This window comes from Ruegeria lacuscaerulensis (assembly GCF_013034745.1).
Classification (GTDB): domain Bacteria; phylum Pseudomonadota; class Alphaproteobacteria; order Rhodobacterales; family Rhodobacteraceae; genus Ruegeria; species Ruegeria lacuscaerulensis_B.
This window is the reverse complement of sequence record NZ_WQGP01000002.1, coordinates 1-13,987: the sequence shown is the minus strand read 5'-3', so window position 1 is coordinate 13,987 and position 13,987 is coordinate 1. Positions and strand designations below refer to the sequence as shown.

Genomic DNA, 13,987 nt, shown 5'->3' with positions numbered 1-13,987 from the left:
AGTTCTGTGCCAGTCTCTGAAGAATACTCAAATTTTTTTATGAAAGGCCTTCGCAAGGCGATGAAACTGTTCCGCGCATTCCTAGCCTCCATTTTGGTGGCCCTCGCAGCCCCCGCTGCGGCTGAGGATTGGAGCGGTGCCTATGCTGGTTTCAGCTTTGGCTATGCGGATGCGGATGGGCCCAACGGGTCAAGCGGAAGCGATACCAGCTTTGGCCCGCATGTCGGATATGATTTCGATTTCGGCAATTTCGTTCTGGGCGGAGAGCTTGAATATAACCGACTGTCCCTTGGGTTAAGCCAAAATGAAGGCAGTCTGGACAGCACGACCCGGCTGAAGCTGCGCGGAGGGTACGATTTCGGCTCCGCATTGGGATATGTCGTGGTTGGCGCTGCGCGGGCCGAGACCTCGGCGGATGATGACACCGCTGCGGTTTATGGCATTGGAGTTGCTTACCCGATCAACGATCGGTTCGTCATCAGTGGTGAGGCGTTGCGGCAGGAATTTGACGATGCCACCCAATCCGAAGGAGGGCTGGATTCCAACGTGTTCAACCTGCGCACCACATTCCGGTTCTGATTCAACTATCGCCCTGAACTCAGCTCCGCTGCAAAGCAGCATATGGTCCGCAAAGCGGCGGCAAAACGATCGTCGTCTATGGTCATGGCAACGCGGATATGTCCTGCGGCGGCTTGGCCGAAACTTTCGCCCGGCATGACGGCAATCGCGTGTGTATCCAGCAGGGCATTGGCAAATCCCTCGCCATTCAGGCCGGTGGGGCGAATGTCCAGCATCAGATACATCGCGCCCTGGGCTGGAATCAACCCGACCGTGTTTTGCGCGGCCAGAATATCCATTGCCAGCTTGCGACGTCTGCGGAAAGGGGCGGTGATGCGGTTCTCAAGCTCGGGGCCCGCGTTCAACGCGAAAACCGCAGCGTCCTGAATGAAACCAGGAACGCCATATGTTGTGTGCGTGGCCAGATTGATCATGTGTTCGATCACATCCGGAGGTCCGGCAACCCACCCGCACCGAGATCCGGTCATGGCGTGGGATTTCGACATCGAACCGATTACCAGCGTGCGAGCGAGCATATCTGGCAGTGCACGGGGCGAGATATGCGTGCCGTCCCACACTTGGGTGTCATAGACCTCGTCCGAGATCAGCCAAAGGTCGCGCCTGCGGCAGACTTCCGCAACGGCTTCCAAAGTTTGGCGCGAATAAACGACGCCAGTGGGATTGTTGGGCGAGTTGATCAGAAGTGAGACAGCGCCCTCCGACGCCGCGTCGATCCTGTCTGCCCGTGGTTGGAACGCGTCTTCTGCCGTCGTTTGAACCACACGCGCAACCGCTCCGGCCCCTCGGATCGTGCCGGGATAGGTGGCATAGTAAGGGTCGAGATACAGGCCCACATCACCGGGGTCACAGACGGCTACATGCGCGGCGAACAGGGCCGACTGACCTCCGGGCGTGATCAGAATATTGTCTCGGGTTGTATTGACACCGGTGCGGGTCTGAATGCGGGCGGCCACCGTCTCTCGCAGCAGTTCGGTGCCGGGCACCATGGCGTAGCCCGTATGGCCTTGGCGTGCAGACAGTTCCATCTCGGCCAAGATCGACGGATCGGTGCGAATGTCATGTTCACCTATGGTCAGTTCGGTAACCGCTTGCCCCTCACTTATCATCCGGCGGGCGCGATAGAACACACCCCACCCGTCGCTGCCGCCTTCCGTAAGCTGCGTGATCCGCTGCGACAGTTTCATGGCCGGTCTCCGTCTGGGTCTTACGCGAGTTGGGCCAGAGAGACTTGCGATTGTCAATCGGATCAGAGCCGGAAATCAGGGGCTTGGCGTGGTGGCGCGCGCGTGATAGTCACATCCTATGAACCCGATGATCTGCATCATTATTTGCTGCATTTCCTGCTGATTTATCACGCGGGCCGGTTTCTTTCGTTTTCATCCCTGAGACAAGTTGCTAAGCCCGCGCTAACGCGAGACGCCACGCTGTTCTTAGGAGCTGACCGATGACCACGATCAAACTGCACAACACACGGACGCGGACGAAAGAGGATTTCGTGCCGATCAGTGCTGATAATGTGCGGATGTATGTCTGTGGCCCGACGGTCTATGACCGCGCCCATCTGGGCAATGCGCGGCCCGTGGTGGTGTTTGACGTGCTGTACCGGTTACTGCGTCACACCTATGGGGCGGATCACGTGAATTATGTGCGTAACTTTACCGACGTGGATGACAAGATCAACGCGACCGCCTTGGCGCGTCAGAAAGCTGGCGCGCCGGGCACATTGGAGCAATTGGTGCAGGAACGCTCGGATGAGACGATCGGCTGGTATCTGCATGATATGGGGGCGTTGGGCGCACTGGAGCCGAACCAGATGCCGCGTGCGACTGAATATATTTCGCAGATGATCGCGATGATTGAAGGGCTGATCGACAAAGGCCACGCCTATGCTGCAGAGGGGCATGTGCTGTTCGCCGTAGACAGTTGGAAAGAGCGTTATGGCGCGCTTTCTGGGCGGTCGGTTGATGACATGATTGCAGGGGCACGGGTCGAGGTTGCGCCCTACAAGAAGAACCCGATGGATTTTGTGCTGTGGAAACCGTCGAGCGATGAGCTTCCAGGCTGGGACAGCCCGTGGGGACGCGGGCGTCCGGGGTGGCATATCGAATGCTCGGCCATGAGCTATGAGCTGTTGGGTGAGAGTTTCGACATTCACGGCGGCGGCAATGATCTTATGTTCCCGCATCATGAGAACGAGATCGCGCAAAGCTGCTGTGCCCATCCCGAGGGTGAGTTCGCGCGGGTCTGGCTGCACAATGAGATGTTGCAGGTCGAGGGTAAGAAGATGTCCAAGTCTCTGGGTAATTTTTTCACCGTGCATGACCTGTTGGACCAAGGTGTTCCGGGTGAAGTGATCCGGTTTGTGTTCCTGCAAACGCATTACCGCAAGCCGATGGATTGGACCGAGAAGAAGGCCCGCGAGGCCGAGGCGACGCTGCGCAAGTGGCGGGCGCTGACAGCGGGCATCGAGCCCGCCGCCAGCGCGGCCCCCTCGGTGATCGCCGCGCTGAGTGATGACCTGAACACGGCGGGGGCTGTCGCGGAACTCCACCGTCTGGCGGCAGAGGGTGACGCGGCGGGCCTGTTGGCCAGTGCGCAGGTTCTGGGGCTGTTGGAGCCTGAAATGGGTGCTTGGGCTGATACGGGATCAGCAGATCTTTCGGGTCATGCCGCGCGTCTGGCCGAGGCGCGCGCCGAGGCGATGCAAAGCAAGGACTTCTCGGAAGTGGACCGGCTGAAGGCGGCCTATGTCGCGGCAGGGCTGGAAGTGAGGATGAGCAAGGACGATGTGGAGCTTGTGCCGGGGGCCGGGTTTGACGCTGCCAAGCTGGAGGGCGTGTAATGTCGAAGGAACGGCTTTATCTATACGACACCTCGCTGCGCGACGGGCAGCAGACCCAAGGGGTGCAGTTCTCGACCGCTGAAAAGGTGCAGATCGCCAAGGCTCTGGATGAGCTGGGTGTGGACTATATCGAGGGCGGCTGGCCTGGTGCAAACCCCACCGACAGCGCGTTTTTCGAGGTTGCACCAAAGACCTCGGCCCGGTTGACGGCCTTTGGTATGACCAAACGGTCGGGGCGTTCGGCTGAAAATGACGATGTTTTGGCCGCTGTTATGAACGCGGGGACGCAGGCCGTCTGTCTCGTGGGAAAATCGCATGATTACCACGTGACCCACGCGTTGGGGACCACGCTGGAGGAGAATGTTGAGAATGTCCGCGCCTCGGTCGCGCATATCGTGGCGCAGGGGCGCGAGGCGCTGTTTGACGCCGAGCATTTCTTTGACGGCTACAAGGACAATCCCGCCTATGCGGTCGAAGTCTGCCGGGCGGCGCTGGACGCAGGCGCGCGCTGGGTTGTTCTGTGCGATACCAATGGCGGTGCGCTGCCCGCCGAGGTGTCGCGCATCGTGTCTGAGGTGATTGCCGCAGGGCTGCCTGGCGATCGGTTGGGCATTCATACGCATAACGATACCGAAAACGCGGTGGCCTGTTCACTGGCCGCTGTCGACGCAGGCGCGCGGCAGATACAAGGCACGCTGAACGGGCTGGGTGAACGGTGTGGGAATGCGAACCTGACTGCTCTGATCCCGACCTTGTTGCTGAAAGAACCCTATGCCTCGCAGTTTGACATCGGCGTCAGCACGCAGGCGCTGGCTGGGCTGACGCGGATCAGCCGGATGCTGGATGATATCCTGAACCGGGTGCCCAGCAAGCAGTCGGCCTATGTGGGGGCCTCGGCCTTTGCCCACAAGGCGGGGTTGCACGCCAGTGCGATCCTCAAGGATCCCTCGACCTATGAGCATATCGACCCCGGTGCGGTCGGCAATGCGCGGATCATCCCGATGTCGAACCAGGCGGGCCAGTCGAACCTGCGCAAGCGTCTGACCGAGGCGGGGCTGTCGGTGGAAAAAGCCGACCCGGCGCTGGGGCGTATCCTTGACAGGATTAAGCAGCGCGAGGCCGAGGGCTATTCCTATGACACCGCGCAGGCCAGTTTTGAATTGCTGGCGCGGGATGAGCTGGGTCAACTGCCAGAGTTCTTCGAGGTCAAGCGCTATAAGGTCACGGTCGAGCGGCGCAAGAACAAGTATAACAAGATGGTTAGCCTGTCGGAGGCTGTGGTCGTGGTGAAGGTCGACGGCGAAAAGAAGCTGTCGGTCAGCGAGTCTCTGGATGAGGATGGCAGCGACAGAGGCCCGGTGAACGCGCTTGCCAAGGCGCTGGCGAAAGATCTGGGGCAATATTCGCAGGTGCTGTCCGATATGCGGCTGGTGGATTTCAAGGTGCGTATCACCCAAGGCGGGACCGAGGCTGTCACCCGCGTCATCATCGACAGCGAAGACGGGCAGGGGCGGCGCTGGTCCACCGTTGGCGTCAGCGCGAACATAGTCGATGCCTCGTTCGAGGCGCTGCTGGATGCGATCCAGTGGAAGCTGGTGCGTGATTGCGAAAGACAGACTGCGGTGGCCGAGTGAGCGTTGCCTTTGACGATGACGTAAAAGCCTGCGCGGTACTGGTGCATCGCGCCGATCCGGATCGGTTCATGGCGGCGATGGCTGCTCCGGTTGCCGCACGGGTTGTTCTGTTCCCGATCTATGCACTGAATGTCGAGGTCGCGCGCGCGCCCTGGGTCACGCAGGAAACCATGATTGCCGAGATGCGTCTGCAATGGTGGCGGGATGCGTTGCAGGAGATTGCCGAAGGCAACACGGTGCGCAGGCATGAGGTCGTCACACCCTTGTCCCGCGTTCTATCACCACATCTGGCTGTCGCATTGGATGAATATGTGGCTGTAAGGCGCTGGGATATCTACCGCGACCCGTTCGAGGATCAGGCGCATTTCGATAATTATCTGTATCAAAGCGCAGGGTCGCTGATGGTCGCTTCGGCGCAAGCCTTGGGTGAAGCCGACGAGCAATTGCTGCGCGATTTTGGTTATGCTGTAGGCGTTGCCAACTGGTTGCGGGCGATCCCAGAACTTGAAGCACGCGGTCGTATCCCATTGTTGGACGGGACACCTGCAGGGGTGCAGGCGCTGGCGGGATCGGCGTTGGAGCGTTTAGAATCCGCACGAGCGAACAGATCGCGTGTTTCGCCCGAGGCATGCCCTGCGATGCATGTAGGTTGGCAGACCGATTGGGTGTTGCGCAAAGCGATTGCAGAGCCCGAGCGCGTTGCGGCCGGTGCGTTGGCGCAAGGCGAAATTCGTCGGCGGGCGTCACTGATGTGGAATGTTGCCCGAGGACGCTGGTAGGTTTCAGGCCGTTTCCGGCTCGGCCGGGCGCAGGACGAGCCACAGCAGCGCGCCTCCGGCCAGTGTCAGCAGTGGGATCATGGCAAGGTTCACGGCTGTCCACCCTTCAACCGGGGATCCGCCCGAACAGTTCATCAACCCGCCCGAGGACAATGAGGCCAGTGTCACGCCTCCGAACACCAACAAGTCGTTGAGGCCCTGCATCCGCCCGCGCTCGCTTACGTCATGCGAGGCGGCTAGCATCGTGGTAGCGCCAATAAAGCCAAAGTTCCAACCAATGCCCAGCAGGATCAGGGCAATGAAAAAGTTTTCTAGCTCAACACCTTGCAGCGCGACGACACCGGCGCCTGCCAGAATGGCAAGGCCAAGGGCGACGATTTTTTCCACCCCGAAGCGCGCGATCAACTGACCGGTAAAGAAACTGGGGATATACATGGCCAGCACATGGCCGGTCACCACATCCGCCGCATCATTGGCCGAGAAGCCGCATCCCACAACAGCCAGCGGGGTCGAGGTCATCACTAGGTTCATCAGCGCATAGGACACCATTGCGCAAATGATGGCCACGGCGATGCGCGGGGTTTTCAGCATCTCAAGGCGCGTACGACCTGTAGATGCGCCTTCTTCTGCTTTCGGTGGCGTTGGAATATCCAGAAAGAAGAACAGGGCCGATCCGATGATGTTCAGCGCGATGATCGCCAGATAGGTGCCAAGGAACGGAATCACATAGGCGGTCGAAGTCAGTTTGACGATCTGTGGGCCAACAATGGCGGCCGCCAGTCCGCCAGCCATGACATATGAAATCGCCTTGGGCCGGAATGCCTCGGACGCGGTATCGGCAGCAGCAAAGCGATAGAACCCGTGCGCGCTCATGTAGACACCGGTCAACAGACTGCCCAGCAAGAACACCGGAAACGACCCGAGGTAGAGGCCATAGGCCCCAACCAGCCCGCCAAACGCGCCCGCCGTGGCGCCCACCAGAAACCCGGTCCGTCGTCCCCAGCGTTGCATGATGGCCGAAATCGGTGTCGCCGCTAGCATCGAGCCCAGAACGATCAGTGAGATTGGCAGTGTCGCCAAGCAGGCATTGGTCGCCAGCGATTGACCGGCCAACCCGCCGACGATGAATACCATTGGCATCTGCGCACCCAGCATGGCTTGGGCTGCGACCAGCACTGCCACGTTACGTTTGGCTTGACTGTCATTGGGGGCGGTGGCGGTCATCGTCATGCGCCTATGGGTAGCCGCGAAAACCGCCTTGTACAAGCGGGTTGCATATGCGGCAAAGCAGCCTAACGTGTGCGCAATCAAACAGCCTGAGGCCCGCATGTCCGTCGGACGTATCATCGAAACCAATGACTGTGTGCGGGAAGGGGCCGAGTGGCTGGGCGATGCCTGCCCGCGCATGGCTTATGCGTTGGATCAGGTGGGGCCGTTGCCCTTGCGTCGCAAGCCCGACGGGTTCGCGCAGCTGCTTAGCGCGATTGTCAGCCAGCAGGTCAGTGTGGCCTCGGCGAATGCGATCTGGAAGCGCTTGCAGGAGGCGAAACTGACCGGCCCGCGCAAGATCATGTGGGCCACGGAAGATGACCTGCGCGGCGTTGGGTTGAGCCGTCAGAAAATCCGTTATGCTCGCGCGCTGGCCGAGGCGCGTATTGATTACAAGGCATTACGCGACCTTCCTGATGCGGATGTTGTCGCTATTTTAACCGAGGTTCCCGGCATCGGGGTCTGGACAGCCGAGATTTATGCCATGTTCTCGCTGGGCCGAGCCGATGTGATTGCACCCGGCGACCTGGCGCTGCAAGAGGCCGCGCGTATTCTCTACGATTTGCCCAAGCGACCGACCGACAAAGAACTGCGACAGATGGCCGAGGCGTGGTCGCCCTGGCGCTCGGTTGCGGCGCGGGTGCTGTGGGCCTATTACCGGGTGGCCAAGGAACGAGAAGGGATCAGATGACTAGAGTATTGAATGCGCTCCGAAAAGAGCCGGTTTCGGGCGACACACGCTCGGTCGTGGTGTTTGTGCATGGCTATGGCGCTAACGGGGCTGACCTGCTGGGTCTGGCCGATCCGCTTGGTGAACACCTGCCGGACACGCTGTTCGTGGCGCCCGACGCGCCCGAGCAAATCCCCGGTATGCCCAACGGATTTCAATGGTTCCCGATCCCGTGGATCGATGGCTCCTCCGAAGAAGAGGCGCGCCGTGGCATGGAGATGGCGGTCGAAGATTTCAACGCCTTCCTTGACGCGCTGATGGTCGACGAGGACGTTTTACCTGAACAGGTGGTTCTATTCGGGTTTTCACAGGGCACGATGATGAGCCTGTATGTCGCCCCGCGTCGCGAGGATCCGGTCGCCGGGATCGTGGCCTTCTCGGGCCGGTTGCTGGAGCCAGATCTTCTGCCCGATGAAACCGTCAGTCGGATGCCGGTCCTGCTGGTGCATGGTGACGCTGATGACGTGGTTCCGCCTCAGTCTCTGCCCGAAGCCGCCGAAGCTCTGCAAGCCGCTGATTTCAAAGAGGTCTACGCCCATGTCATGAAGGGCACCGGCCACGGGATCGCCCCCGATGGCCTGAGCGTGGCACTGGCCTTCATGCGCGATAAGCTGAGCCTTTGAACCCCTATTTGGGTCTGAACGAGTTTAAACCAGAAAGGATTGGCAATGCTGGTGGTCACAGGAGTGGTTGAGGTCGCGCCAGAAGGTGTTGAAAAGGCTGCAAAAGCAGCGCAGGAAATGGTGTCGGAAACGGTGCAGGAAATGGGCTGTATCGTTTATGAATTCAGCCAGATTCTGGGGCATCCCAACCTGTTTCGTGTCTACGAAGAATGGGAAAGCCAAGCCGCGCTAGAGGCGCATTTCGCCACTACGCATATGGCTGCGTTTCGGGCCGCTCTGGCCGAGGTTGGCGTGATCTCGAACAGCGTGTGCCGGATTGTGGGTGGTGAGAAACAGCCACTGAGCTAGGGTCAGCCCCACAGGTGGGGTTCTGCGAACTCCACCGAATTACCTGCCGGGTCGCGCACATAGATCGAACGCGCGCCGTTAGGCCAGTCGAACTCCGCATCAATTGGCACGTTCCAGTCCAGCAGATGTTTGCGCATCGCTTCGATCTGCGCGCGCGGCATGGACAGGCACACATGGCCCGGTCCACGCGCGCCGTGCGGCGGCACGGGCAAGTCTGGGTTCTGGGGCGGTTTCTCGGTCTCGTCCGCGTTGAACACCAGCAGAACCGAAGCGCCGACGCGATAGAATACATGCCGGTCGGCAATGCGCTGGATTTTTTCTAACTCCAGAATCTCACCATAGAACCGTTCAGCGGCGTCCAGATCATCGACATAGATCGCAGCCTCGAGAATACCGTTGGGGGTCGGGATATCTGGTGTGATCTTCATGGCGTAAGCCTATCACAAATCGCGGTTTTTGTCACCGGCGCGTGCGGCGGTCGCGTTTACGTTGTGGGGCCGCGTTGAACGCAGGTTCGGGCAAGCTGTCCCATTGGCCGGGCTGCAATCCGTCCAGTGCCCAGTCGCCGACACGAGCACGGATCAAGCGCAGGGTAGGGTGTCCAACAGCCGCCGTCATACGACGAACCTGTCGGTTCTTACCCTCGCGCAGGATCAATTCGATCCAGCAATCCGGCACCGTCTGACGTACCCGGATTGGAGGGGTGCGCGGCCATAGCCCTTCGGGTTCGTCCATCAGACGAGCCTTGGCGGGGCGCGTTACGCCGTCTTTCAACTCTACCCCGTCGCGCAGTACCTTCAGGGCGGCGGTGTCGGGCCGCCCCTCGACCTGAACCCAATAGGTTTTGGACATTTTGTGTTTGGGATCTGAGATATGGGCCTGCAGACGGCCATTGTCTGTCAAAAGCATCAAGCCTTCGCTGTCCCGGTCCAACCGACCGGCCGGGTAGACACCGGGTAGGTCGATGAAATCCGACAGGGTACTGCGCGGCGAGCCTTCATTGGCGCGGTCGGTGAACTGCGGCAGCACGTCAAAAGGTTTGTTGAATCGGATGAACCAGGCCATGGGCCCGCCTTAGCGTGCAGGACACAGCGGCGCAAGCTGTGGATAACCGTCACGTCTCTGTTACGGATTCGGAATAATCAATCCCGAGATATTGTGGAAACTCGGGGCTTGTCAGAGTTTTAACACGATATATAGTTAAGTTAAGGCCGGGGCGGGTGTTCCCCGCTCTGATGTCAAACGGGCAGAGCAGAGCGAGGAGCGATTCTGATATGGACGCAGACTTCAGGACCGAATTTGTCAGGGAACCCGGTGCGCTGAGGCATCATCCGGCATTGGTTTTGAACGCCGATTATCGCCCCTTGTCCTACTACCCTCTGTCGTTGTGGCCCTGGCAAGAAGCGATCAAGGCGGCCTGGCTGGATCGGGTGGATATCGTGGCCGAATATGACGAGGTCGTTCGAAGCCCCAGCACCCAAATCCGAATACCGTCGGTTGTTGTGCTGAAAGATTACGTAAAACCCAGAAAGCGCGTGGCCTTCACGCGCTTTAATTTATTTCTGAGGGATGAATTCCGCTGTCAGTATTGTGGCAGCCGGGGTGATCTGACCTTTGACCATGTGGTGCCGCGCGCCGCGGGTGGCGTGACCAGTTGGCAGAATGTTGTGGCGGCGTGCAGCCCTTGCAACCTGCGAAAGGGGTCGAAATCCTTGCGGCAGGCGGGGATGAGCTTGCGCAAACCTCCGCGTCAGCCCGATGCCGAAGCGTTGCGCAATATCGGGCGGAAATTCCCGCCCAATCACCTGCATGACAGTTGGATCGACTTCCTTTACTGGGATGCGGAACTGGACGAGTTCTGACGCCACGCCGCCAGCCAGATCAGCACCAACCCGGCCGAGATCACGGCGTTCCATCCGGCCATCGACAGACCCAGCATTTGCCACGGGATATCGTCGCAGCGCACTAGCGGTGCGGTCATGATCTGATCGAACAAGTCATTGGTCGACATCCCACCGATATCGCCCGACGTGCAGCTTGTCGGACCTTCCCACCAGCCTTGCTCGACCCCCGCATGAAAGACGCCAATGGCCGAGGTGGCCAGTGCGGCGAGCGCGCCCAGCAGCGGCAGCAGTCCAAAGCGCGGCAGCGCCAAGGCCAAAGCGCCGATCACGGCAGCGGCCCCATGTGGGTAGCGCTGCCAGATACACATTTTGCACGGTGCCAGACCGCCAAGATACTGAAAGCCCCACGCCCCCAGCAACAGCGCAGCCGACCCGCCGGCCGCACAGAAAATCAACAGAGTACGTCGTGTCATAGGTATTTCACCACCAGAAAGCCACCAAATAGCAAAAGGATGAACAGGGTGAACATAAGACCCAGGCGCTTTTCGATGAAACCTCGGATGGGCTCACCAAAACCCCATAGCAGACCCGCCACCAGGAAAAACCGCAGCGCGCGGGCCAAGATCGAGGTTGCAATGAACGTGCCCAGCGGCATCCCCGTCCAACCCGACATGATGGTGATCACCTTGTATGGGAAGGGGGTCACGCCTGCCGCCAGCACGGCCCAGAAGCCGAAATCGTTGAAGCGGGTGTTGAACTCCTCCATCGCGTGGCCCTTGCCCATGGATTCAAGGATGGGCGCACCGATACTTTCGTAAAAGAACGCCCCGATGGCATAGCCCAACATTCCCCCCAGAACCGAAGCGACCAAAGCGACGCTGGCAATCAGCCACGCCCGAGACGGGCGGGCGATGATCATGGGAATCATCAAAACGTCGGGGGGGATCGGAAAGAACGAGCTTTCGATGAACGCCACAAAGGCAAGCGCCCACAGCGCGTGCGGATGTTCGGCTAGACGAAGGGTCCAGTCGTAAAGAGATCGCAGCATCAGACGCTCAAATCCTGTTTCATTCCCCGCCAGCCAAATCATGCGCTTTGTGGGGCGTCAACCTTGCAGGTGAAACAAACCTTTCGCGCGGTGTTTTTTGCCTCTGGACCTTCTGGGCCATGGGCGCTAATCCAGTGTTCGTTGCCCAAGTGGCGGAATGGTAGACGCAGGGGATTCAAAATCCCCCGATGGTAACATCGTGAGAGTTCGAGTCTCTCCTTGGGCACCACCTCCGCAAATTGTTCTGATACCTTACCCGAACAGGGGTCATTTCTTGGGTCGAAGCACGAGCCAGATCAGAAATCCCATATAGGCAAAGACGTTCACGTTCAGAACGGTATCGATCAGGGCTTGGCTCATGAACGGGCCTCTTGCGATAGGGATTTGAACAGGCAGATCACCAGAACTGGAACGATGAAGACAAATGCGATGGCCGACAGTGCGATGATAGAGCGGACAAGTCCGATATCCCCGACCAGAATCATCGCAAGCCCCAACGCTCCGAGAATGGCACCCCAGACGGTTCGAATACGCGGCGAGGGATTCTGATCGCCGCCGGTTCCGATCATGGCAAGAGTGAAGCCGGCGCTGACGACACTGGTTACGACAAACAAGAACGCCGCCAACACGGTCGCGGCCCGCGTGATGGAATCCAAGGGGAACCGTTCCAGCAGGGCAAACGTGGTTGCGTCCAAATTCTGGGCGTTGATAACCGATAGTGCCCCGTCCTGACGCAGAGCGTCATAGAAGCCAAGGCCGCCAAAAATACCGAACCAAAGTATCGAAAACAGGGTGGGTGCTATGATCACGCCGACAAGAAATTCTCGGATCGTTCTCCCGCGCGAGATCCGGGCGATGAATATGCCGACAAAAGGCGACCACGCCAGCCACCAGATCATGTAGTTCAGTGTCCAGCTTTGGAACCAGTTTACGATGGTTTCGTCAAAAAATTCGGCCGTCGAGAATCCAGCGGGTAAAACTTCGAACAGGTAGCGGCCAAATCCGGCGACAATGTCATTCATCAAAAATGAGGTCGGGCCCAGAATCAAAAGATAAATCATCATGGCCACGGCAATCAGCATCGCCGCGTTCGACAGTTTCGCCATTCCATCTCCAAGCTCTTTTCGTAGCGGGATGATGAACGCGATACAAAGCGCAATGAACACCGGGTAGGTCAGGACCTCGGGCGTATCTATTCCGATCAGGCCAGCCACGCCGGTTTGTATCTGGAATACACCCATTGCCATTGACCCGGCCAGGCCGACCGCGATGGCGACGATGGACAGGAGGTCAAAGATCCATCCCATCGCACGAGTCCAGCGTACATCGCCCAACGCCTCGACGACGGGTGCGCTTAGCAACATTGACCCACCCCGACGATAAGCGAAATAGGCAATGACAAGCGCTACAATTCCGTAGATCGCCCATGCGTGAAAGCCCCAGTTCAGGTAGGTCACGAACATCGCATAGCTGGCGGCTTCGGCATCGTTATTGTACTGTTTGAGCACCTCGAAATGAGTCAGAGGTTCGGCTGCGCCATAAAACAACAGCCCAACACCCATTCCGGCCGCAAACAGCATCGCGATCCAGGCGGGTGTCGAGAACTCGGGCTCGGTCGCGTCGCTTCCCAGACGGATATCGCCAAAGCGGGACAGGGCAAGGAAAATAGCCACGAAAAGAAGGCCGCTGACCTCAAGCATGATGAACCAGCCGCGGCTGTTGAACTGAGTGGCCACCGCAGTTTCAGCCAATCTGCCCAACCCTTGAGGGTCAGCGAGACCCCAACTGGCAATCGCGGCACTGAGGAGCAACGCAGTAATCAAAAGCGGGCTTGGGCCGTTGTTTTCCAAGTTTTTTCACCTTCTGGTCTGTTAGGCTTAGTTAATCCCATCCCCGGCTTGAAATAAAGCATGGGACATACTGTGTCGCGCTGCGTAGCGGCCGAAAGGGGGGTCGACCGTTCTACTGAGGGGAATTTTCGTCATCGGCCCTCAGATATGCGGTGCCGGGACGTTGCGCTGCGGGCGGGGGTTGACAAGCCGGGTCTCTGAATGAAACGTCGAAGCAGTTGGGAGACGTAGAAAATTCAGATGTTTGACCCTGTTGCCGGGTTGAACGGTGCAAAGCTTGTGCATGTGCCCGGCCAGGGCGCTCTGAAAATTCTCTCAAACACAATAAAAACATGGGAGTTATTCAAATGAAACACAGCAGAAAACTGGCCCTTGGCTCTGTCGTTGCCGCATTTTTGTCGCCTGCGGCTTATGCTGAGGAGTTCATCACGATTGGCACGG

The 13,987-nt window shown here is 59.0% G+C and carries 15 protein-coding genes and 1 tRNA gene; 9 read left to right on the top strand and 7 right to left on the bottom strand.

Annotated features, from left to right (window positions below):
- Positions 1-39 precede the first annotated feature (39 nt).
- On the top strand, positions 40-579 hold the full coding sequence (locus GOV79_RS03600; RefSeq protein ID WP_237217939.1) for an outer membrane protein: 540 nt from the start codon (positions 40-42) through the stop codon (positions 577-579).
- 5 nt (positions 580-584) lie between these two features.
- On the opposite strand, the gene GOV79_RS03595 is transcribed toward GOV79_RS03600, so the two are convergent.
- A complete protein-coding gene (locus GOV79_RS03595) occupies positions 585-1,763 on the bottom strand; it encodes a pyridoxal phosphate-dependent aminotransferase (protein ID WP_170788634.1) in 1,179 nt (392 codons plus the stop codon).
- Between the two features lie 260 nt (positions 1,764-2,023).
- On the opposite strand from GOV79_RS03595, the gene cysS reads away from it, so the two are divergent.
- The 3 genes from cysS to GOV79_RS03580 are packed head-to-tail and all read left to right on the top strand — an operon-like array spanning position 2,024 to position 5,834.
- Positions 2,024-3,421: a cysteine--tRNA ligase gene (gene cysS / locus GOV79_RS03590; protein WP_170788633.1), complete on the top strand. Its 1,398-nt coding sequence runs from the start codon at positions 2,024-2,026 to the stop codon at positions 3,419-3,421.
- The gene (gene cimA / locus GOV79_RS03585) at positions 3,421-5,055 is read left to right on the top strand and encodes a citramalate synthase (protein WP_170788632.1); all 1,635 of its coding nucleotides are present in this window, start codon (positions 3,421-3,423) and stop codon (positions 5,053-5,055) included. The genes cysS and cimA overlap by 1 nt, the downstream gene beginning before the upstream one ends.
- On the top strand, positions 5,052-5,834 hold the full coding sequence (locus tag GOV79_RS03580; protein WP_170788631.1) for a squalene/phytoene synthase family protein: 783 nt from the start codon (positions 5,052-5,054) through the stop codon (positions 5,832-5,834). Before cimA ends, GOV79_RS03580 begins: the two co-directional genes overlap by 4 nt.
- A gap of 3 nt (positions 5,835-5,837) precedes the next feature.
- Here GOV79_RS03580 and GOV79_RS03575 read toward each other — a convergent pair whose 3' ends face one another.
- Positions 5,838-7,064: an MFS transporter gene (locus GOV79_RS03575; protein WP_170788630.1), complete on the bottom strand. Its 1,227-nt coding sequence runs from the start codon at positions 7,062-7,064 to the stop codon at positions 5,838-5,840.
- A gap of 97 nt (positions 7,065-7,161) precedes the next feature.
- On the opposite strand from GOV79_RS03575, the gene GOV79_RS03570 reads away from it, so the two are divergent.
- From GOV79_RS03570 to GOV79_RS03560, 3 genes are read left to right on the top strand one after another with little or no spacing between them, the layout of a single operon-like run.
- Complete coding sequence (locus GOV79_RS03570) at positions 7,162-7,794, top strand: DNA-3-methyladenine glycosylase family protein (protein ID WP_170774187.1); 633 nt, start codon at positions 7,162-7,164, stop codon at positions 7,792-7,794.
- A complete protein-coding gene (locus GOV79_RS03565; protein ID WP_170788629.1) occupies positions 7,791-8,456 on the top strand; it encodes an alpha/beta hydrolase in 666 nt (221 codons plus the stop codon). Before GOV79_RS03570 ends, GOV79_RS03565 begins: the two co-directional genes overlap by 4 nt.
- Before the next feature lie 45 nt (positions 8,457-8,501).
- On the top strand, positions 8,502-8,804 hold the full coding sequence (locus tag GOV79_RS03560; RefSeq protein WP_170788628.1) for a putative quinol monooxygenase: 303 nt from the start codon (positions 8,502-8,504) through the stop codon (positions 8,802-8,804).
- A gap of 2 nt (positions 8,805-8,806) precedes the next feature.
- On the opposite strand, the gene GOV79_RS03555 is transcribed toward GOV79_RS03560, so the two are convergent.
- Together GOV79_RS03555 and GOV79_RS03550 are read right to left on the bottom strand one after the other, a co-directional pair.
- Positions 8,807-9,232, bottom strand: a complete 426-nt coding sequence (locus GOV79_RS03555) for a VOC family protein (protein ID WP_170774181.1) — start codon at positions 9,230-9,232, stop codon at positions 8,807-8,809.
- Positions 9,233-9,263: 31 nt separating this feature from the next.
- Positions 9,264-9,869 carry a pseudouridine synthase gene (locus tag GOV79_RS03550; RefSeq protein WP_170788627.1) on the bottom strand — a complete coding sequence of 202 codons (606 nt, stop codon included), beginning with the start codon at positions 9,867-9,869 and terminating at the stop codon, positions 9,264-9,266.
- Positions 9,870-10,078: 209 nt separating this feature from the next.
- Between GOV79_RS03550 and GOV79_RS03545 the strand changes: the two genes are divergently transcribed.
- The gene (locus tag GOV79_RS03545; RefSeq protein WP_170774178.1) at positions 10,079-10,666 is read left to right on the top strand and encodes an HNH endonuclease; all 588 of its coding nucleotides are present in this window, start codon (positions 10,079-10,081) and stop codon (positions 10,664-10,666) included.
- Here the strand turns inward: GOV79_RS03545 and GOV79_RS03540 are convergent.
- On the bottom strand, positions 10,636-11,121 hold the full coding sequence (locus GOV79_RS03540; RefSeq protein WP_170774176.1) for a disulfide bond formation protein B: 486 nt from the start codon (positions 11,119-11,121) through the stop codon (positions 10,636-10,638). The genes GOV79_RS03545 and GOV79_RS03540 overlap by 31 nt on opposite strands.
- Complete coding sequence (locus GOV79_RS03535) at positions 11,118-11,696, bottom strand: YqaA family protein (RefSeq protein ID WP_170788626.1); 579 nt, start codon at positions 11,694-11,696, stop codon at positions 11,118-11,120. The genes GOV79_RS03540 and GOV79_RS03535 overlap by 4 nt, the downstream gene beginning before the upstream one ends.
- 143 nt (positions 11,697-11,839) lie before the next feature.
- On the opposite strand from GOV79_RS03535, the gene GOV79_RS03530 reads away from it, so the two are divergent.
- Positions 11,840-11,925 (top strand) — tRNA-Leu (locus GOV79_RS03530).
- Positions 11,926-12,052: 127 nt separating this feature from the next.
- Here GOV79_RS03530 and GOV79_RS03525 read toward each other — a convergent pair.
- The gene (locus tag GOV79_RS03525) at positions 12,053-13,507 is read right to left on the bottom strand and encodes a BCCT family transporter (protein WP_237217947.1); all 1,455 of its coding nucleotides are present in this window, start codon (positions 13,505-13,507) and stop codon (positions 12,053-12,055) included.
- Positions 13,508-13,987: the final 480 nt, after the last annotated feature.